Raw genomic sequence first — 20,253 nt, forward strand, 5'->3', positions numbered from 1 at the left:
CCGGGACGGCCGAGCGTCGCGTCAGGCGAACTCCGGCATGATCTGCTCGGCCACCATCCGCAGCTGCGTGTCGACGTCGGCGACGCCGTCGATGTCGCGGCCCATGAAGGTCTTCACCAGGGTGGCGTCGGTGACGGCCAGGATCGCGTGGTTCACGCCCGCCGACTCGATGACCTTCAGCTTCTCGACGCACTCCTTCGGGCTGCCGGCGACCGACAGGGTCTCGCCGATCTCGGGGGTTGTCGCGTCGATCGAGCCGGCCAGGTCGCCGGCGCCGAGGCGCTCGACGATCGGCTTCATCGCGGCCGGGTCGATGCCGTTGCGCTGCAGCTGCTCGTCGGGCATCGAGGAGGCGTAGAGCCCGACCATCGAGCGCGCGGCGTCCTTGGCGATCGCGGAGTCGTCGCCGGTCGCGAACACCACCCACGCGCCGATGTCGAGGTCCTGCACGTTCTTGCCGGCCCGCTCGGCCCCGATGGTCATGTGCTCGACCATGTAGTCGTAGGCCTCCTTGGTGTAGGACAGCGCGTGGTGGCAGCCGTCGGAGAACTCGGCGGCGGCCTCGAACGACTTCGGCCCGCGCATCGCGCCCATCTTCACCGGCACCCGCTCGGCCACCGGCCGGGCGAAGGTGAACAGCCCCTCGTAGTCGTAGAACTCCCCGTCGTACGTGATCGCGCCCTCGTCGAGGAGCGTCCGGATCACGTGCACGGCCTCCTTCACCCGGGTCAGCGGCTTCTGCTTGGACCAGTCCATGCCGTACTGCGCGAGCAGGCCGAAGTTGCCCGAGGACAGCACGACCTCGGCGCGCCCGCCGGTGAGCTCGTCGAGCGTGGCGGTGGCCTGCGCGATGAGGCTCGGCTCGCGCAGCACCACCGACGACACCGACGGCCCCATGCGGATGTTCTCGGTCTGCGCCGCGGCCGCCGCGAACAGCAGCCACAGGTCCTTGTGCCAGGTCTCGTCGGCGGCGTAGACGGCGTGGAAGCCGAGCTCGTCGGCGAGCTTGATCGAGGCGAGGGAGTCGGTGAGCGGGTAGTCGGGCAGCATCACGTAGCTGAACTTCATCGGTCAGTCCTTCGTGGGTGGGGTGGGTGGTGCCGTGCCCGCGGCGACGCGGGCGCTCGCGGTGGGGATGGCGTCGCCCGCGGGGGCGTCGCTGCGCAGGTCGGGCCGGCCGAGGAACAGGTAGAGCAGGCCGAGCCCGACGACGACGGCGGCGCCGAGCGCCACCACGTAGTTGTCGTACCAGGCGACGTCGGGCGTGCGCGGCCAGGCGATGTTGAGCATCGCGAGCACGCCGTACGCCAGTGCCAGCGCGTTGATCGGCAGCCCCCAGGCGCCGAGCCGGAACGGTCCGGACGGCTGCCAGCCGCGCAGCCGGGCGCGCAGCGCGGCCAGCACGACCATCTGGAAACCGAGGTAGATGCCCAGGGTCGCGAACGAGATGATCTTGGTCAGCGCGTCGGTCGACAGCGCCGACGTCAGCACGATCACCGCGGGCACCAGCGTCGCGACGACCATGGCGTAGGGCGGCACGTGCTGGCGCGGGAGGAACCGGCGAAGCACCGACGAGCCGACGATCATGCCGTCGCGGGCGTAGGAGTACATCAGCCGGCTGGCGGCGGCCATCAGGCTGAGCACGCAGGACAGGAACGACAGCAGCACGACGGCGAGCACGACGCGGGTGCCGGTGACGCCGAACGCCTGGTTGAGGATCGTGGTGACCGGGTCGGGGTCGTCCCCGCCGATGACGGCGGCGTAGTCCTCGACCGCGAGGATCAGCGACAGGCAGACGAACATCGCCGCGGCGCCACCGACGTAGATCGCCATTCGCATCGCCTTGGGGATGCGGCGGGTGGGGTCGGGCACCTCCTCGGCCACGTCGCCGCACGCCTCGAACCCGTAGTACTGGAAGATCCCGATGAGGCCGGCGGCGAGGAACGCCGACAGGTAGGAACCCTCCGAGCCGGCGCCGAAGCTGTCGAACAGCACGCCGAGGCCGTGGTGCCGCTCGCTGAGCAGCAGCCAGCCGCCCACCACCAGCGCCCCGAGCAGCTCGGCGGAGAAGCCGATGATCGCGGCGTACCCCAGCCACCGGGTGCCCATCATGTTGATGGCGAAGGCGAGCGCGAGCAGGATCAGCGCGCAGGTGATGGTGGTGCCGGTGCCGGGCGTGAAGTCGAGCAGCTGCCCGAGGTAGGGCCCGGCGCCGTAGGCGACGCCGGCGATCGTGGCGAGCAGCGCGAACATGTAGACCCACCCGGTCAGCCACGCCCAGCGCCTGCCCCACAGCCGCCTCGCCCACGGGTAGACGCCGCCGGCGACGGGGTACTGCGAGACGATCTCGCCGAAGATCAGCGCGACGAGGAACTGCCCGACGCCGACGATGACCAGCGACCAGAACATCGGCGGCCCGCCGGTGGCGAGCGACACCGCGAACAGCGTGTAGATGCCGACGACGGGGGACAGGTAGGTGAAGCCCAGGGCGAAGTTGGCCCACGGCGACATCTCGCGCCGGAACTCCGAGGTGTAACCGAGCCGCGCGAGCGCGGCGTCGTCGCTCTCCTGCTCGGACGCCGAGGGGTCGGCGGTGCGGTCGGTCACGACGGGCGTACGCCGTCGTCGGGCTGGTCGGTCGAGCTCGCCTCGACCTCGTCGAGCAGCTCGGACCCGGTGACGACCCGGTCGGCGAAGTGCCGGTGCATCCAGGCCAGGTGGTCGTGCCGGGCGTTCATGATGCGCAGCGAGTCCCAGTTGGGGAACTCCTGCTGCAGCACCCAGCGCTCCATCAGCCGCGGGTCGACCTCGAACAGGTCCTCGTAGGTCGTCACGGCCACGTCGCTGACCGCGCGGGCGGGCGGCGGGGTCACCTGCTCGGCGCGCACGTAGCGCCCCGGGGTGGGGACCGGGCCGGCGGGGGTCTCCTCGGTCATCGCGCTCTCCTCTCGATGAGGCGATCAGGTGTCGCGCAGCTGCTGCAGCGCGGCCTCGGCGTCGCCGGCGTAGGCGAGGTCGAGGTGGTACTTCCCCGGGTTCATCACGTTGTGCGGGTCGAGCATCTGCTTCAGGTCGAGCATCACCTCGAAGCCACGGCCGAGCTCGCTCGGCACCAGGTCGACCTCCCCTTCGCGGCAGGAGCCGTGGCAGGCGCTGATCGAGCCGCCGTGCTCGAGCGCGGCGCGCGCGATGTCGCGCTTGGCCTGCACCCACAGGGCCCACGCCTCGTCGTCGAGGCGCTGCTCCCAGATGCCCACGTCGATCTCGGTGAGGTAGTCGACGCCGGTGTCGGCGGAGGTGTAGGCGAACATCCCCCAGTCGTCGAACACGTCGGTCTTGCGCCGCAGGTCGGCGATGATCGCGTGCCAGGCCTGCGACACGGCGGGCAGCTGGGTGTAGTTGACCGCGGCGTCCTCGCAGTGCCACGACATCGGGACGACCTGGCCGGCCTTGGTCCGCCCGTGCAGCGGGGTGGCGTAGCGGTCGTGCCGGGCGGCCCAGTCGCCCTCGGAGATCTCGTCGCCGAGGTAGCGCGCGCCGTGCTCCTTCGCGATCCGGAACAGCCGCCGACCGGCCGGGCGCACCTCGTCCTCGTAGCCGTACATCACCGCGCAGACGAGCGCGCGCACGTCGGACGGTTGCGGGATGTACGCCTCGTCGTCCCGCCGCAGGTAGGCCACCTTGTACTCGTCGAACAGCACGGCGCCGGCGAAGGTGGCGACCCCGGCGCGGGCGAGCGCGCCGACACAGCGGTAGGCGTCGTCGTAGTTGTCGAACGCCCAGAACGGCGACAGCTCCGCCTCGGGCTTGGGGTAGAGCTTCAGCGTGGCCCGGGTGGCGATGCCGAGGGTGCCCTGGTGGCCCATGAACAGGTGCTTGAGCTGGTAGCCGCTGGAGGACTTGGAGATCTTGCGACCGATGCCGTCGCCGACGTGGATCACGTCACCGGTCGGCAGCACGTGGTCGAAGGAGAGCACCAGGTCGCGGGTGTGGCCGTAGCGCGACCCGACCAGCGACCAGCCGGAGGTGCCGATGCGCCCGCCGACGAGCGAGCAGGGGTAGGACGCGGGGTCGTCGGGATAGATGAGGCCGTGCCTGCCGAGCTGCTCGTTGAGCTTGAGCATGTTGATGCCGGTGCCGACGGTGACGGTGCGGTTGTCCAGGTCGAGCTCGTGCACCTGGTTGAGGCGCTTGACGTCGACCACGATCCCGCCGTGCAGCGGGACGGCTCCGTCGGTGAGCCCGGTGCCCCCGTCGCGCGGGACCACGGGCACGCGCAGCTCGTTGGCGATGCGCACCACGGCCGCCACCTCGTCGGTGGACTCGGGCAGCACCGCCAGGTCGGGCAGCCGCTCGCGCCAGCGGTGCACGGGGAACGGGGCGGGCACCCGAGCGCGGTTGAGCCGGTCGGTCTTGGAGGTGAGCACCTGGTCCTCGCGCAGCACCGTGCGCAGCCGGTCGGCGACGGTGTCGACCTGGTCGGTGCTGAGCCGCTCGGGCGTGAGGGTCATCGGTCGGCCCCCCGGCTGCCGCCGACGGTGATGCCGAGCGACTCGGCGAGCAGCTCGTGGATGTCGACCACGTCGATCGCCTCGGCCTCGCCCGCGGCGGTGAGCGGCCGCTCCGACCACGGGCAGGCGCTGACCAGCGTGTCGACCGGCGCGTCGAGCGCCTTGGCCTTCTCGATGCGCGAGGCGCTGATCGCCGCGGTGAGCTCGGGCTTCTCGATCGGCAGCCCGCCGCCCCCGCCGGAGCAGTACGACCACTGGGTCACCCGGTCGACGTCCTCGAACGACAGCCCCGGGATCGAGCGCAGGATCTCGCGGGGCTCGGCCCAGATGCCCTTGCGCTTGTTGAGCCGGCACGGGTCGTGGTACGTGATCGTGCGCTCCACAGGGACGCTCGGCGTGAGCCGGCCCTCGCGGATCAGCTCGGCGAACAGCTCGACGACGAGCACCACCTCGATGTCGTAGTCGTCGCCGAAGTACTTCGGGTAGTCCTCGGTGAAGCTGATGTAGTCGTGCGGGTCGAGCACGAGCACGCGCGTGGTGCCGGTGGAGCGCCAGTTGTCGAGGTTGTGCTGGGCGAACCGCTTGGCCTGGTCGACGTAACCCATCTCGGCGGCCGGGCCGCCGCAGCACCACTGCTCGCCCATCAGCCCGAACTCGACCCCGGCCTGCTGCAGGATCTGCGCGACCGCCCGCGGGACCGACGTGCGGTAGAACGCCGCCTCGCAGTCGACGAACAGGATCGTGTCGCCGCCGATCGGGATGTCGAGGCCGTCGGCCCAGTCGCGCACCTTGTCCTGGCTGACCCCCTCGGCCCCGAGCACCGGCTCGTGGGTGCGCTCGTCGGTGCGGGCGTTCCAGCTGCGCCACTCGGGCTGGTGCACCCCCTCGTCGACGGCGAGCGCGCGCACGGCCTTGACCACGTCGACCGTGCGGGTGCGGAAGCGATAGAAGTCGCCGGTGAAAAGCGTGTTGGGACAACGCAGCTCGCACGCGCCGCACTGCGTGCAGTTGACGTAGTCGGACGCGACGTCGGCGACCTCGAGCTCGCCCTTCTCCATCGCCACGACGTTGGCGTGGAAGGCGGTCGGGGTCCACGACTCGTTGCGCGTCACCTGCATGACCGGGCAGACCTCGCGGCAGAACTTGTGGCCCGAGGAGAAGCAGTTGTACGACGCGTTGTGCCACTCCTCGACGAACTCGCGGGTGCGCGGGTCGGGCAGGTCGACCGGTTCGGGACCGGCCACGGTGTCGGGCATCTCGGCCAGCGCCGGGTCCTGGTCGCGCATGCCGGGCGTGAACGGCGCATCGAGCGCGTCGCCGCCGGGGCGGGGCTGGATCTGGGTCATCGGCACTCCCTTGTGCGTGTGATGCAGATCACGAACCCTTGAAAACATATGGGACCATAGGTCTAGGGGCAAGCGGTTCGTCCAGATCGGCCGGCGCGGTGGCCGGTGGGCGGGGCTAGCCTCGCCAGGCGACGGAAGGAGACCGGGTGCGCGTCCCGATCGGCGATGCCCGCAAGGCGGTGTTCGGCCCGCTCGACGACGGGGCCGGACGCAGCGCCGCGGTCGTGCGACGCCTCGGCAGCGCGATCGCGCTCGGCATCGTCGAGGACGGCGAGCGGCTGCCGTCGGAGGCGCGGCTGGCCGAGTCGCTGGGTGTCGCGACGGTCACCCTGCGCGAGGCCCTGGCCGAGCTGCGCTCGCGCGGGCTCGTCGACACCCGGCGCGGGCGGGGCGGCGGCAACTTCGTGCGGGCCGACGAGACCGCCCTGGCCGAGCTGGCCCGGGGCCGCCTCGAGGAGCTCGGCACGGCCGACCTGCGCGAGCTCGGCGACGTGCGGGCCGCGGTGTCGGGCACCGCGGCCCGGCTGGGGGCGGCGCGCGCGAGCGACGCCCAGCTCGACCGGCTCGAGGAGCTCATCGACCGGGTCGGGCAGGCCGAGACCGCCACCGCCCAGCTGCGCGCCGAGGGGCGCTTCCACATCGCGCTGGCCTCGGCCGCCCAGTCGGTGCGCCTCGCCATGCAGGAGATCGAGCTGCAGACCGAGCTCGGCCAGGTCGCCTGGGGCGTCAGCCGCTCCCCGGGCCAGCTGCGCACCGACCTGCGGGCGCACCGGGCGACGGTCGCGGCCATGCGCGAGCGGGACGGGGAGCGGGCACGCGCCCTGGTGGAGCGTCAGATCGGCGTGCTGACGCGGCGGCTCGTCGACGCCCACGTCGCGCTCACCCGGGCCGGGCGGTCGGGCGACGCCGGCGAGCAGGTCGGGTGAGCCCGTGACGCGCGCACCCGGCACCGACGTACGCCGTCGCGGACGCGTCGACGCGGCCGCCGTCATCCGCGCGGCCGTCGCCGACGTCTTCGGCACCATCGGCGAGCTGGGCCGCCGCCTGCGCGACACCCACGCCGCGGCCCGGGAGCGCGGCGAGCCGTGGCGGGCGAGCGACGTGGCCGCGCTGCGCGAACCGGTGGTCGAGCTGCTGGCGGCTCCCGGCGCCGTGCCGGTCGGGATGGGCGCGATCCTGGCCCCCGACGTGCTGGCCGACGCGCCGCTGCAGCTGGAGTGGTGGCAGGTGCCGGCCGGGGCCGCGCGCCCGGCCCGGCTCGAGGTCGACCTCAACCCCTCGAGCCTGGGGTTCTACGACTACCTCGCCGCCGAGTGGTTCGACGTGCCGCTGCGCACCGGGCGGCGGCACGTGGTGGGCCCCTACGTCGACGTGCACGGCACCGACCTCTACGTGCTCACCCTCACCGAGCCGGTGCACGTCGACGGCGAGTTCGTCGGTGTGGTGGGCGCCGACGTGCCGAGCGCGCGGCTGGAGGGGATGCTGCTCCCGCGGCTCGGCGACCCCTCGGACCAGGTGCTGGTGCTCGACGACGACGGGCGCGTCGTGCTCTCGACCAGCGGTCGCTGGCTGGTCGGTTCGCTCGTGCAGCGCGCGCCGGCGCGGTGGGCGCGCCAGCGCCTGCTCGACCTGCCGTGGACGGTGCTGACGCCGGGCGGTCTCGATACGCCGCTCGGCTAGCGCCTCGCGGCTACTCGACCAGCGCGGGCGTACGGCGGGTTCGGCATGTGGGCGAGGCGTCTTGGCCGGTGGACGCTTCGTAGACTGGAGGCTCCGCCAGCCGCAGCAGCGAGAGTGAACCGTGAGTCTGATCGTCCAGAAGTACGGCGGGTCGTCCCTGTCCGACGCCGACAGCATCAAGCGTGTCGCCCGCCGGATCGTCGACACCCGCAAGGCCGGCAACTCGGTGTGCGTCGTGGTCTCGGCGATGGGCGACACGACCGACGAGCTGCTCGATCTCGCCAGCGAGGTCAGCCCCGCGCCGCCCGAGCGCGAGATGGACATGCTGCTCACCGCCGGCGAGCGGATGTCGATGGCGCTGGTGAGCATGGCCATCGCCAACCTGGGCGACTCCGCGCGCAGCTTCACCGGCTCGCAGGCCGGGGTGATCACCGACGACACGCACGGCAAGGCGCGGATCATCGACGTCACGCCGGGCCGCATCCAGGGCGCGCTCGACGCCGGCCACATCGTGATCGTGGCGGGGTTCCAGGGCGTCAGCCAGGGCACCAAGGAGATCACCACGCTCGGCCGCGGCGGCTCCGACACCACGGCGGTCGCGCTCGCGGCCGCGCTCGGTGCCGACGTGTGCGAGATCTACACCGACGTCGACGGCATCTTCACCGCCGACCCGCGCATCGTGCCGACCGCGCGCAAGGTCGACCGCATCTCCAACGAGGAGATGCAGGAGATGGCCGCCTCCGGCGCGAAGGTGCTGATGCTGCGCTGCGTCGAGTACGCCCGCCGCTTCGACCTGCCGATCCACGTGCGGTCCTCGTTCAGCCAGCACCAGGGCACCTGGGTGGTGCCGCCCTCCGATTCCGAAGGAGACCAGATGGAAGCGCCGATCATCGCCGGGGTCGCCCACGACCGCAGCGAGGCCAAGATCACGGTGGTCGGCGTCGCCGACTCGCCCGGCAAGGCGGCCCAGGTCTTCAACGCCGTCGCCGCGGCCCAGATCAACATCGACATGATCGTCCAGAACGTCTCGGCGGCGCAGACCGGCAAGACCGACATCTCCTTCACCTGCCCCAAGGACGACGCGCAGCGCGCCGTGCAGACGCTGCAGGCCGCCAAGCCCGAGATCGGGTTCGACTCGCTGCAGTTCGACGACCAGATCGGCAAGCTGTCGCTGGTCGGCTCGGGCATGCGCAGCCACCCCGGCGTCAGCGCCACCCTGTTCCAGGCGCTCGCCGACGCCGGCATCAACATCGAGATGATCTCGACCTCGGAGATCCGGGTCTCGGTCGTCACCCGCGACGACCAGCTCGACGAGGCCGTGCGCGCGGTGCACTCCGCGTTCGGGCTCGACTCCGCCGAGGGCGAGGCCGTGGTCTACGGAGGGACCGGACGATGAGCACCACCACCAGCACCGTCAACGTCGGCGTCGTGGGCGCCACCGGCCAGGTCGGCGCCGTCGTGCTGCGCCTGCTCGACGAGCGCGACTTCCCGGTCGGCGACCTGCGCCTGTTCGCCTCGGCCCGCTCGGCCGGCAAGACCGTCACCTGGCGCGACCGCGAGATCACGGTCGAGGACGCCGACACGGCCGACCCGAGCGGCCTGGACATCGCGATCTTCTCGGCGGGCGGGGCCACCTCGAAGCGGCTGGCGCCGGTCTTCGCCGAGGCCGGCGTGACCGTGATCGACAACTCCTCGGCCTGGCGTCGCGACCCCGAGGTGCCGCTCGTGGTGTCGGAGGTCAACCCCGGCGCCCTGGCCGACCGGCCCAAGGGCATCGTCGCCAACCCCAACTGCACCACCATGGCCGCGATGCCGGTGCTCAAGCCGCTGGCCGACGCCGCGGGCCTCGAGCGGCTCACCGTCGCGACCTACCAGGCCGTCTCCGGCTCCGGCCTCGCCGGCGTCGACGAGCTCGCCGGCCAGGTGCGCAAGGGCGCCGACTCGATGGAGGCGCTGGCCCACGACGGCAGCGCGGTCGACCTGGGCGAGCCGGCGAAGTACGTCGCGCCGATCGCCTTCAACGTGCTGCCGATGGCCGGGTCGGTCGTCGACGACGGCTCGGGCGAGACCGACGAGGAGCAGAAGCTGCGCAACGAGTCGCGCAAGATCCTCGGGCTGCCCGACCTGCCGGTCGCCGGCACCTGCGTGCGGGTGCCGGTCTTCACCGGCCACTCGCTGGCGATCCACGCCGAGTTCGCGCAGCCGATCACGCCCGAGCAGGCGCGCGAGGTGCTCGCCTCGGCGCCCGGGGTCGAGCTGGCCGACGTGCCCACCCCGCTGCGCGCGGCCGGGTCCGACCCGTCGTACGTCGGGCGCATCCGGGTCGACCAGTCCGTCCCCGACGGCAAGGGCCTGGTGCTGTTCGTGAGCGGCGACAACCTGCGCAAGGGTGCCGCGCTCAACACCGTGCAGATCGCCGAGGCGCTGGCTGCGGTGAGCTGAGTCATGGGGCGCACGCTCGTCGTCGTCGGGGCCACGGGAGCCGTGGGTCGGGCCGTGCTGCAGACCCTGGGCACGCGCAGCGTGGTCTGGGACGAGCTGCGTCTCGCAGCCTCGAACCGCCATGCGGGAGAAGCGGTCTCGGCGTACGGCCAGCAGCTGCTGGTGCAGCAGGTCTCGCCGCAGCTGTTCGCCGGCGCCGACGTCGCGATCGTCGCGCTGCCCGAGGAGGCCGCCCGGGTCGCCGCCGCGATGGCGGGCGACGCGGGGGTGCCGGTGGTCGACTGCTCGCCGGTGTTCCGAGCCGAGCCGGACGTGCCGCTGGTCATCCCCGAGATCAACCCGGCCCAGGTCAACAACCGCCCGCGGGGCATCGTCGCGAGCCCCAGCGCGTCGTCCACGGCGATGCTGACCGCGCTCGGGCCGCTGCACCAGGGGTGGGGTCTGGAGTCGGTCGTCGTCACCGCCATGCAGGCCGTCTCCGGCCGCGGTGACGCCGGCGTCGAGCGGCTCGTCGCCGAGGCCGAGTCGCTGGTGGGCCAGCGCTCGATCGGGCTGTCGCCCGGTGACGTACGCCGGTTGCTGGACCTGCCCGACCACTCGCCCTTCCCCGCGCCCGTCGCGGCCAACGTGGTGCCGGTGACCAGCGACCTCGACGCCGAGGGCTGGTCGATGCAGGAGGCGCGCATGCGCCGCGAGGCCCGCAAGGTGCTCGGGCTGCCCGACCTCAAGGTCGCCGCGACCACGGTGTGGGTGCCGGTGATGACCGCGCACTCGCTGTCGGTTCACGCGACGTTCGGCTCCAAGATCACCGCCGACCGGGCCCGTCAGGCGCTCGTCGAGGGGTCGAACTCCGTCGTCGTGCTCGACGACCCGGAGAACGAGGACTGGCCGAACCCGGTCGACGTCGCGGGCTCGGAGCCGACGTTCGTCGGCCGCATCCGCAGCTCGCCGGACTTCCCGCGCTCGCTCGAGGTGTTCGTCTGCACCGACAACCTGCGCAAGGGCGCGGCGCTGAACATGGTGCAGATCGCCGAGGCCATCGTCGGTGAGGACCCGTTCGCCGCGCTGTGAGCGCGGAGAACGGGGGCGCGCCTCGGCTGGTCATGGTCGCTCGTCGACGGCTTTACTCTGGGGCGTGTGGTGCGCCACCCGCCGGCGCGGCTCAGCGCACTGGCGCACGAGGTGCCCCAGAGTAAAGCGCCCCACGGCGACACCTCGGCAGGGCGCCTCGCTGGCCTTCGGGCACGGAAAGTCCGCCATCGACGGCGCCGCGTTCCTAGGCTGGTCGGGTGAGCACGGAACCGACCGCCCCCGCCCCCACGGACGCCGAGCAGACGCCCACGGGCCTGGTCTCGACGACGCCCCTGACGCCGCTGTCCTACCTCGAACGCTCCGGCCGGGTGTGGGCCGACAAGCTGGCGGTGATCGACGGGGAGGCGCGGTGGACGTACGCCGAGCTGGCCGCCGACGTGCAGCGGATGGCGAAGGCGCTGGGCCGGGCCGGGGTCGAGCCCGGCGACCGGGTCGCGTTCGTGCTGCCGAACGTGTCGGAGATGCTCATGGCGCACTTCGCGGTGCCGCTCGCCCAGGGCGTGCTCGTCGCGGTCAACACCCGCCTCGCGCCGCCCGAGGTGCGGCACATCCTCGAGCACTCCGGCGCGCGGGTCGTCGTGGCCTGGCCGGGCACGGCCGACCTCGTCGAGAGCGCGACCGAGGGCCTGGAGGGCCTGACCCGGGTGATGCTGCGCGAGCCGCGGGCAGGGTGGACGAGCCTGGACGAGCTGGCCGACGACGACGCGCCCGACCTGTCGTGGCGGGTCGAGGACGAGCTCGCCCCGATCTCGCTCAACTACACCTCCGGCACGACCGGCCGGCCCAAGGGCGTGCTCTACAGCCACCGCGGCGCCCACCTCAACGCGCTCAGCGAGCTGCTGCACTCGCGGCACTCGCCGCAGTCGGTCTATCTGTGGACGCTGCCGATGTTCCACTGCAACGGCTGGTGCACCCCGTGGGCGATCACCGCGATCGGGGGCACCCACGTGTGCCTGCCCGAGGTGCGCGGCGACGCGATCTGGGAGGCGATCCGCGAGCGCGGCGTCACCCACCTCAACGCGGCGCCCACCGTCGTCACCACGATGCTCAACACGCCCGGTGCGGGCGGGCTGGAGCGGCCGGTCGTCATCACCACCGCGGGCGCGCCGCCGAGCCCGACGACGCTCGGGCAGATGGCCGACATGGGCTTCGAGGTCGTGCACGTCTACGGCCTGACCGAGACCTACGGGCCGTACACCGTGTGCGAGGTGCAGCCCGGCTGGGCCGAGCTCGAGCCGGGCGAGCGGGCCCGGCTGCTGGCCCGCCAGGGCGTCGGCATGATCACCGCCGAGCGCGCCCGGGTGGTCGACGCCGAGATGAACGACGTGCCCGCCGACGGCGAGACGCTCGGCGAGATCGTCATGCGCGGCGACAACGTGATGCTCGGCTACTACCGCGACGAGGAGGCCACCGCCACGGCGTTCGCCGGCGGCTGGTTCCACTCCGGCGACGTGGCCGTGATGCACCCCGACGGCTACGTCGAGATCCGCGACCGAGCCAAGGACGTCGTGATCTCCGGCGGCGAGAACATCTCCACCGTCGAGGTCGAGCAGGCCCTGATGAGCCACCCGTCGGTGCTCGAGGTCGCGGTCGTCGGCGTGCCCGACGAGAAGTGGGGCGAGCGGCCCAAGGCGTTCGTCACCACCAAGGGCGGCGCGGGCGTCGACGAGGCCGAGCTCATCGAGCACGTGCGCGGCCAGATCGCGCACTACAAGGCGCCCCGCGAGGTCGAGGTCGTCGAGGAGCTGCCGAAGACCTCGACCGGCAAGATCCAGAAGTTCAGGCTGCGCGACGCCGAGTGGGCCGGCCGCGACAGCAGGGTGCAGGGCTGAGCCCGTGCGTCCTCGCGGGGCGAGGACGCACGGGCTCGGGTGCGAAGGACGTACGGCGCTCGGCTCAGCCGGCGGTCTCGACCTCCAGGTCGCCGTCGGCGTAGCGCTGCCGCAGCACCTTCTTGTCGAACTTGCCCACGCTGGTCTTGGGGACCTCGTCGATGACCGCCCACCGCTCGGGGATCTGCCACTTGGCGATCTTGTCGGCGAGGAAGTCACGCAGCTCCTCCATCGTGACCTGCTCGCCCTCCTTGACGACCACGGTCGCGAGCGGCCGCTCGCCCCACTTGTCGTCGGGCACCCCGACGACCGAGGCCTCGGCGATGGCGGGGTGGGACATGATCTGGTTCTCCAGGTCGACCGAGCTGATCCACTCGCCGCCGGACTTGATGACGTCCTTGGAGCGGTCGGTCAGGATGATGTAGCCGTCGTCGGTCATCGCGCCGACGTCACCGGTGCGCAGCCAGCCGTCGTCGAACTTGGCGGCCATGTCGTCCAGCTCGCCCTGCGGCTCGGAGCCGTTGGAGTAGTAGCTCGCGGTGATCCACGGGCCGCGCACCTCGACCTCGCCGACGGCCTCGCCGTCGCGCGGCTGCTCCTCGCCGTCGGGGCCGATGAGCCGGGCCTCGACGCCGGCGATGATCCGGCCCTGCGAGGCGCGGTATCGCCAGTACTCCTCGGACCCGACCTCGGCCTGCGGCGGCGCGAAGGCCAGGCTCGCGACCGGGGAGGTCTCGGTCATGCCCCAGCCGTGGATGATCTCGATGTCGTAGCGCTCCTGGAACGCCTTCATCAGCGACGGCGGCGCGGCCGAGCCGCCGACCATCAGCATCCGGCAGGTGGACATGTCGCCGCCGTTGGCGTCGAGGTGCTGCAGCAGGCCGTTCCAGATCGTCGGCACGCCCGAGCCGCTGGTGACGCCGAGCTGCTCGATCATCTGGGCGAGCGGCTCGGGCTGCAGGAACCGGTCGGGCATGACCAGCGAGTTGCCCGACACCATCGCGACGTAGGGGAAGCCCCAGGCGTTGGCGTGGAACAGCGGCACGACGACCAGCGTCTGGTCGGCCGGGGTCAGCTGCAGGGTGAGCGCGCACCCGGTGGCGTGGGTGTAGTTGCTGCGGTGGGAGTAGGCGACACCCTTGGGGTTGCCGGTCGTGCCGGAGGTGTAGCACATGGACGAGGCGTCGTTCTCGTCCAGGTCGCGCGGCCACTCGAACTCGGTCGGCTCGCCGGCGATGAGGTCGGCGAAGTCGTGCACCTGCTCGACGTGCTCGGGCGCACCCAGCGCCTCGCGCACCTCGTCGGACACCTCGCCGTTGACGATGACGTGCCGGATGCCCGGCAGGTGCTCGACGAGCTTGGCGAACGGCTCGGCCAGGGTGTTGTCGACGATGGCGATCTCGCTGCCGCCGTGCCGGGCGGTGTAGATCAGCTGCTCGGGGAAGAGGCGGATGTTCAGCGCGTGCAGCACCGCACCCATCGAGGGCACCGCGAGGTAGGTGACCAGGTGCTCGGCGTTGTTCCACATGAAGGTGGCGACGCGCTGGTCGCCGTCGATGCCCAGCTTGCGCAGGGCGTGGGCGAGCTGCGCGGCCTGCTGGCCGATCTCGCCGTACGTCGTCGTCCGGCCGCCGTCGGGCGTCCAGGTCGTGACCGTGCTCTTGGCGTGAACCGTCGTGCCGTAGCGCAGCAGGTCCGAGATGAGGAGGGGCGGCGACTGCATGGTGCTCTTCATGTGAGCAGGGTCTCATTACTCGGCCGTACGCGACCGGGATTCGGGACGGGTGCGTCGCAGGTTCCCGCGGTTCGGGCACTGCCCGGCGCTGATGGGGCGCACCATGGGAGGAGCACGTGCAGGGGAGGGGAGGGCCCATGACACGGGATGTGCTGGCGACGGCGCTGGTCGTCGTCGCGGTCGCGCTGAGCGTGGTGCTGGTGCTGGTCCAGCGTCGGCGGGAGCGCGGCTCCGAACGGTTCGTGGGAGTGGCGCCCGGGGTGCTGCTGCCCGGCCCGCAGCGCGAGCAGCTGGACCGCGAGCGTGGCCCGGGGGCCGACGAGGACGTGCGCACGGCGCCGGTGCGCGAGCACCCGCCGGAGCGCACCCGGCCGGGCGACGTCGGTCTGCTGCTGTCGGGGTCGGTGCGCTATCGCGACCTGGCCGCGACCGTGGTCGACCTGGTCGTCCGGGGTCTGCTCGTGGTCGAGCCGTCGGGTCGCTCCGGGCGCCCGGTGCTGCGCCCCGGCGCACCCGGTCCGGAGGCCGACGGCACCCGCTCGCACACCGCGCCCGAGCGCGCCCTCGTGCAGGCGGTGGCCCGACGGCAGGCCGGCGTGCCCGTCACGCAGCTGCGCGCCGAGCTCGGACCGGAGCTGCAGGGCCTCGCCAAGGGCGTCGTGCAGCGCGCCTGGTGGCGCAAGCTGTACGTCCGTGGCAGCCGTGCGCCGTGGTGGGTGCTGCTCCCCGGGCCGGTGCTCGCGCTGGCCGCGGCGTGGCTGAACACCTGGGCGCTGCTCATCGCGGTCGTCCTGGCGCTGGTGCTGCCGCGCCTTGGCTCCACCGGCCCGCACCGCTCGGCCGAGGGCACGGCGCTCGCGGTGCAGACGGTGGGTTATCGGCAGTTCCTTGCCGGAGACGCTCGCGGTGGCGACTCGGATCCCGTTGCGGCGCAGACGATCCCGTGGCTCGTCACGTTCGGGCTGGAGGGCGAGAGCGCTGCGGTGCGGCAGGCGTACGGCGGGGTGGTGGCGCAGATCTGCGCGGCGCTCGACGACGCCCGGCCGCCGGCCGGCGGCAAGCCGGCCGAGCCCACCACCGCGGCGCTGGACCCCGCGCCGATGAACGTGAGCCTGCTGGCCGGGGCGGTGTCGGTCGCGGCGCTCACCGGTCTCGACCGGCCCGTGGCCGACGTGCCGAACGTCGACGACGCGTTCGGGGCCACGGGCGGCACGCTCGCCGACTCGCTCAGCGGCATCTCGACCGACGCCGGGGCGTCCGGCGGGTGGGGCGACGGTGCTGGGAGCGGCAGCGACGGCGGAGGCAGCGGTGGGGGAGACTCCGGTCCGTGAACCGAGGTTTCCTGACCGCCGAGCTGCTGGTGCCGCTCGCGCTGCTGACCACGGCGGTGCTGGTGCTGCTGCAGCGGTTCCTCACCCGCCCGGCGCCGTCGGTCGACACCGGCGTCGAGGTGCGGCCGCAGCCGCCGGAGGACGTGCGACCGGTCGACGTCGGGGTGCTGCTGACCGGCCGGGTGCAGGACCGTGACGTCGCCGCCGTCGTCGTGGACCTGCTGGTGCGCGGCGCGCTGCGGGTCGAGGACCGCGCCGACGGGCCGGTGCTGCTCGCGGGCGACACGCAGGCTCCGGGGCTGACGGTCGGCGAGCACGTGCTGGCGCTCGACGTGCAGCAGCGTCCTGCCGGCGTGCCGATGGCCGACGTCGAGACCGAGCTCGCGACGTACGTGCAGCGGCTCGGTGCCGAGGTGGTCGACCGGGCGCGGGTGCGGGGGTGGTTCGCGCCGGCGAGCCCGTGCCCGCCGTGGGTGTGGCTGCCCGGGCAGGTGCTCGCCGCCGGGGTGCTGTTCTCCGGGTCGTTCCTGCTCGCGGTGATCACCGGGTGGGGCGTCGTCGCCGGCGCCCGCCGGTTCGGGGCCAGCCCGTTCCGCCGGACGGGGCGGGGCGAGCAGGCGGCCGCGCAGCTGAACGCCTTCCGCCGCTTCCTCGAGACCGAGCGCCGGACCAACCCCGGCGGCACCGCGCGGCACCTGCCGTGGCTGGTCGCCCTCGGGCTCGAGGACGACTGGGGCTCCTGGACGTTCGGCACGAGCGGGCTGCCCGACGTGCAGAGCGTGCTGAGCCGCTGAGGCGGTGGGGCTCAGCGCGCGGGTGGTGCGGACGGCTCCTCAGCGCGTGGCGGGGGTGGCCGGGCCGGTCGGCACCGCGGTGACCAGCCGGTTCTGCTCGTAGTGGCGGGTCACCGGGTCGAACCGGCCGCTGCAGGTGATCAGCAGCAGCCGCGCGGGCACCCGCTGGTCGAACGCCGCGCTGCCCGGCAGCCTGGTCTTGGGGAGGTCGCGCACGTCGCTGATGCGGAACTGCTGCTGAGATCCGTTGCCGGACAACGTGACTCGGTCACCGACGCGCGCGGTCAGCAGGCGCGCGAACAGCTCGCGCCCGCCCTCGACCGTGTCGACGTGGCCGACCAGCACGACCGTCCCGTACGCCGCGCCCGCCCGCGCACCGCCCGACCACCAGCCGACCTGGCCGGTGCCGGGCACGCGCAGCGCACCCTGCGCGTCGGTCGCGACCGGGCGCACGGGCGTGCCGGCGGCGTCACCGGCGAGCCGGATCTCGTTGGGGTCGAACGTGATTCGTTGGCTAGCGGCGGTGCGCGCGGCGCGGGCGGGATCCCCGGTGCCGCTCGCGCTCGGCCGCGGTGATCCCGCTCGGGAGGCCGGTGCGGCCTCCGGCAGGCTCAGGGCGCCGCTCGGGACGGCCGGGCTCAGCGTGGCGACGGCGCTCGCCGGGGCCGGCGAGGGCGTACGGCGGGAGGGCGGGGGTTCGCCGCCGCAGCCGGCGAGGACGGCGGCCAGCGACCAGCCCAGCGCCAGGGCGAGGGGAGTCCGGCCGCGCGGCACGGCTCAGCTGTGCGCGGCGCTGCGGCCGGTGCGCACGCGTCGCGCGCCCACGAGCAGCAGCAGCCCGGCGCCCAGCGCGAGCGGTGCGGCTCCCGTGCCGTCGCGCCGGCTCTGGGCCGAGGTCGGGACGGTGGCCGAGAGCCCGGCCGAGCCGGCGTCGACCCGGCGCGGCGGGGTGCCGCCCGTGCCGCGCAGCGGCAGCTCGTGCACGACGGCGTCCATGGTGCCGGCCGAGGCGACGCCGATGGCGAACACCCGCGTCAGGGTGCCCGCCTTGACCGGCAGGTCGACCGGGCCGAGCACCGAGGGGCCGGAGGTGGCCGTCGGCACGATCTCGACCGGATAGGTCGCGGCCGGGACGGTCAGCGACAGCTCCTCGCCGTTGGCGACGTTGGCGAACAGCACCTTGTCGCGCACCCGGATGTCGGCGGGCCCGACGGCCGCGGTGTGGGCGACGGTGAGCCGCGCGCTGTCCGCGGGCACGGGGGACAGGTCGTTGACGTACGTCGTCAGCGCTGGCCGCGCACCCGCGTCGGCCGTGCGGTGCACGACGGCGTCGGTGCTGGAGCCGGCGGCGACGTCGATCGTGGCGGTGACGTCGGAGGCGGTGCCGGGCGCGTCGGCGACGACCGTGTGCTTGCCGGGGGTGAGGCGCAGCGGGCCGACCACCGACTTCGCGGCCGCCGAGGCGCTCACGACGCGGCCGTCGACGCGCAGGGTCATCGTGCTGCCCGCGACGCCCTGGACGAGGTAGACGGTCGCCGGCGCGGTGGCAGCCGGCGCAGGGGCGGCCTGCGCGGTGCCGGCGAGCGAGCCGCCGAGGGCGAGCGTGACGGCCGCGGCGGCCAGCGCCGACGAGCGGGGGAGTGTGCGCATGGTCGTTGCCTCTCCTGGTGCCGGCGACATCGGCCGGAACTGTGGCGCACGCTACAAGAACACTGTTCACTGTTCGCAGCGTTTGCTTGAAATCTGGAGGACGAGGGGCATGGACGAGGCGGTGCTGCGGCGGTGGGTCGGCCTCGTCGTGGCCCTGCTGTGCTTCGTCGCCGCCGTGGCGGCCGTGCGCTCCGGGTCGGCGGCCGAGGGCGTTGCTGCGACCGAATCTGCAACGACGGCAGGGCCGTTCGCCGCATCGACCCCGCCCCCTGCGGCCCCCGACCCGGCCGTCGAGAGTCCGGTGCCGACGGTCGCCGGCAGCCGGTCGGCGCCGCAGCCGTCGTCGGGCTCGTCCGCTCCGTCCTCCTCCGCCAGCCCGGCCGGCGCCCGGACCGCCGGGGTCGGGCTGACCCGCACCGGTACGGTCCTGCGCGCCAGCCCGACGTCCAGCGGTGACCTCGAGGTGGTCGAGCGGGTGCGCTTCGCCGCACCCGTGACCAGCGTGCGGCTCGAGCTGCGCGCCAGCCCGGCGCCCGCGCTCGCCGGCGTGCGCCCGCAGGTGCGCGACCTGCAGATCCAGGCCGGGGCCACCCCCGTCGTCGCGCCGGCGGAGGGTCCGGCCGAAGCCCCCGTCGTCGTACGACTTCCGGCCACCGACGAGCTGACCCTGCGCTACCGGCTCGGCTCGACCGCGGTGCGCAGCAACCCCGCCCCCGTCGGACGGGTGCTGCTCGCGGTGGCACCGATCGTCGCGCCGTCGGCGACGTCCGGACCGGTCGTGCTCGACGTCTTCGGCTCCGGGGTGCGCAACCTGGTCTGCCCGGCCCTGCCGCAGCGGGAGCAGACCTGCGGTGCGCGGCGCGGCGCCGCGTGGACGGCCGGTCCGGTGCCCGCCCGCGACGCGACGTTCGTCGCCCAGGTCGACCTGCCCGACCCCGGTGCCCCGTGATCGCGCTGGTGACGCTCGCCGAGGCGGAGCCCGGCCTGCAGACCGTGCTGCTCGGGACGGCCCGGGTCGCGAGCTACCTCGGGCTCGTGCTGCTGGTGGGCACCAGCTTCTTCATGACGTGGCTGTGGCCGGAGGGCCGCACGGTGCGCACGTTCAGCCGGCTGCTCGTGGCCGGCGCCGTGCTCACCGTCACCGCCTCGCTGGCCGTGCCGCTGCTCGCGCACGGGCTGGCCTGGGGCAGCTTCGGCGGGCGCGAGGGCGCGTGCGCGCTGGCGCGGATCGGGCTGGTCGCGCTGGCCGGGGCGTTCGGCAGCGACGTGGTGCGCTCGGCCCGCTCCTGGCGCGTCCCGATCTCGCTGTGGCAGCTGGCGCTGGTGCAGACGTACGTCCTCGCGTCCAACGCGGTCGGCGGTCCCTGGGAGATCGTGAAGGTCGTGGCGACCACCGGCCACCTCGTCGCGACGGCGGCCTGGCTGGGCGGGCTGGTGACGCTGGCGTCGGTGCTGGTCCCGAGCACCGACCTGAAGCCGCTGCACTCGGTGCTGCCGCGCTTCTCCCTGGTCGCGATCGCGAGCGTCGCGACCCTGTTCGTCAGCGGCACCCTGCACGCGCTCGCGATCGCCGGCGGGGTGCGCCCGCTGCTGCGCACCGACTACGGCGTCGCGCTCGGCCTCAAGGTGCTCGTCGTCGTGCTCATGCTGCTGCTCGGCGACCGGGGCCGGCGCTACGCCGAGCAGGTGGGCCGGCGCAAGCTCGCCGAGATCGACGACAGCGCCCCGCCGGAGAGCGTGCAGGCGTTCGCGGTGGCGATCGGTGCCGAGCTCGCGCTCGGGCTCGGTGTGCTCGCGGCCACGGCGGCCCTGGTGCACGTCGCGCCGACCTAGCCGCCGG

At 73.4% G+C, this 20,253-nt stretch carries 18 protein-coding genes; 10 read left to right on the forward strand and 8 right to left on the reverse strand.

The window, feature by feature from the left end; genetic code table 11:
• Window positions 1–21: 21 nt before the first annotated feature.
• From FB554_RS16695 to FB554_RS16715, 5 genes are read right to left on the reverse strand one after another with little or no spacing between them, the layout of a single operon-like run.
• Entirely contained in the window at window positions 22–1,068 is a 1,047-nt protein-coding gene (locus tag FB554_RS16695; protein ID WP_142007796.1) for an LLM class flavin-dependent oxidoreductase, read from the reverse strand.
• Window positions 1,069–1,071: 3 nt separating this feature from the next.
• Window positions 1,072–2,607, reverse strand: a complete 1,536-nt coding sequence (locus tag FB554_RS16700) for an APC family permease (protein ID WP_236022185.1) — start codon at window positions 2,605–2,607, stop codon at window positions 1,072–1,074.
• Entirely contained in the window at window positions 2,604–2,936 is a 333-nt protein-coding gene (locus FB554_RS16705; RefSeq protein WP_142007797.1) for a hypothetical protein, read from the reverse strand. The genes FB554_RS16700 and FB554_RS16705 overlap by 4 nt, the downstream gene beginning before the upstream one ends.
• A 24-nt stretch (window positions 2,937–2,960) precedes the next feature.
• Window positions 2,961–4,511, reverse strand: a complete 1,551-nt coding sequence (locus FB554_RS16710) for an FAD-binding oxidoreductase (RefSeq protein WP_142007798.1) — start codon at window positions 4,509–4,511, stop codon at window positions 2,961–2,963.
• The gene (locus FB554_RS16715) at window positions 4,508–5,857 is read right to left on the reverse strand and encodes a (Fe-S)-binding protein (RefSeq protein ID WP_211344701.1); all 1,350 of its coding nucleotides are present in this window, start codon (window positions 5,855–5,857) and stop codon (window positions 4,508–4,510) included. Before FB554_RS16715 ends, FB554_RS16710 begins: the two co-directional genes overlap by 4 nt.
• A gap of 146 nt (window positions 5,858–6,003) precedes the next feature.
• Here FB554_RS16715 and FB554_RS16720 point away from each other — a divergent pair, with 146 nt between their 5' ends.
• The 6 genes from FB554_RS16720 to FB554_RS16745 all read left to right on the forward strand — a co-directional run bounded on the left by FB554_RS16720 (window position 6,004) and on the right by FB554_RS16745 (window position 12,903).
• Window positions 6,004–6,783, forward strand: coding sequence for a FadR/GntR family transcriptional regulator (locus FB554_RS16720; RefSeq protein ID WP_142007799.1), 780 nt, complete (start codon window positions 6,004–6,006; stop codon window positions 6,781–6,783).
• A gap of 4 nt (window positions 6,784–6,787) precedes the next feature.
• Window positions 6,788–7,537, forward strand: coding sequence for a cache domain-containing protein (locus FB554_RS16725; RefSeq protein ID WP_142007800.1), 750 nt, complete (start codon window positions 6,788–6,790; stop codon window positions 7,535–7,537).
• Between the two features lie 121 nt (window positions 7,538–7,658).
• A complete protein-coding gene (locus FB554_RS16730; protein WP_142007801.1) occupies window positions 7,659–8,933 on the forward strand; it encodes an aspartate kinase in 1,275 nt (424 codons plus the stop codon).
• Window positions 8,930–9,979 (forward strand): aspartate-semialdehyde dehydrogenase, encoded by a 1,050-nt coding sequence (locus FB554_RS16735; RefSeq protein WP_142007802.1) that lies wholly within the window; start codon window positions 8,930–8,932, stop codon window positions 9,977–9,979. The genes FB554_RS16730 and FB554_RS16735 overlap by 4 nt, the downstream gene beginning before the upstream one ends.
• 3 nt (window positions 9,980–9,982) lie before the next feature.
• Complete coding sequence (locus FB554_RS16740; RefSeq protein WP_142007803.1) at window positions 9,983–11,050, forward strand: aspartate-semialdehyde dehydrogenase; 1,068 nt, start codon at window positions 9,983–9,985, stop codon at window positions 11,048–11,050.
• A 218-nt stretch (window positions 11,051–11,268) separates the two neighbouring features.
• Complete coding sequence (locus tag FB554_RS16745; protein WP_236022186.1) at window positions 11,269–12,903, forward strand: AMP-binding protein; 1,635 nt, start codon at window positions 11,269–11,271, stop codon at window positions 12,901–12,903.
• A 64-nt stretch (window positions 12,904–12,967) separates the two neighbouring features.
• Here FB554_RS16745 and FB554_RS16750 read toward each other — a convergent pair whose 3' ends face one another.
• Window positions 12,968–14,638, reverse strand: coding sequence for a long-chain fatty acid--CoA ligase (locus FB554_RS16750; protein ID WP_142007804.1), 1,671 nt, complete (start codon window positions 14,636–14,638; stop codon window positions 12,968–12,970).
• 137 nt (window positions 14,639–14,775) lie between these two features.
• Between FB554_RS16750 and FB554_RS16755 the strand changes: the two genes are divergently transcribed.
• Window positions 14,776–15,969, forward strand: coding sequence for a DUF2207 domain-containing protein (locus FB554_RS16755; protein ID WP_142007805.1), 1,194 nt, complete (start codon window positions 14,776–14,778; stop codon window positions 15,967–15,969).
• A complete protein-coding gene (locus tag FB554_RS16760; RefSeq protein WP_170206956.1) occupies window positions 15,966–16,763 on the forward strand; it encodes a DUF2207 family protein in 798 nt (265 codons plus the stop codon). Before FB554_RS16755 ends, FB554_RS16760 begins: the two co-directional genes overlap by 4 nt.
• Before the next feature lie 39 nt (window positions 16,764–16,802).
• Here FB554_RS16760 and FB554_RS16765 read toward each other — a convergent pair whose 3' ends face one another.
• A complete protein-coding gene (locus FB554_RS16765) occupies window positions 16,803–17,537 on the reverse strand; it encodes a class F sortase (RefSeq protein WP_142007807.1) in 735 nt (244 codons plus the stop codon).
• A gap of 3 nt (window positions 17,538–17,540) precedes the next feature.
• Window positions 17,541–18,413 carry a DUF4397 domain-containing protein gene (locus tag FB554_RS16770; protein ID WP_170206957.1) on the reverse strand — a complete coding sequence of 291 codons (873 nt, stop codon included), beginning with the start codon at window positions 18,411–18,413 and terminating at the stop codon, window positions 17,541–17,543.
• Between the two features lie 109 nt (window positions 18,414–18,522).
• Between FB554_RS16770 and FB554_RS16775 the strand changes: the two genes are divergently transcribed.
• Together FB554_RS16775 and FB554_RS16780 are read left to right on the forward strand one after the other, a co-directional pair.
• A complete protein-coding gene (locus tag FB554_RS16775; protein ID WP_142007809.1) occupies window positions 18,523–19,362 on the forward strand; it encodes a hypothetical protein in 840 nt (279 codons plus the stop codon).
• A complete protein-coding gene (locus tag FB554_RS16780; protein WP_142007810.1) occupies window positions 19,359–20,246 on the forward strand; it encodes a CopD family protein in 888 nt (295 codons plus the stop codon). Before FB554_RS16775 ends, FB554_RS16780 begins: the two co-directional genes overlap by 4 nt.
• Window positions 20,247–20,253: the final 7 nt, after the last annotated feature.

The organism is Barrientosiimonas humi, assembly GCF_006716095.1.
GTDB lineage: Bacteria > Actinomycetota > Actinomycetes > Actinomycetales > Dermatophilaceae > Barrientosiimonas > Barrientosiimonas humi.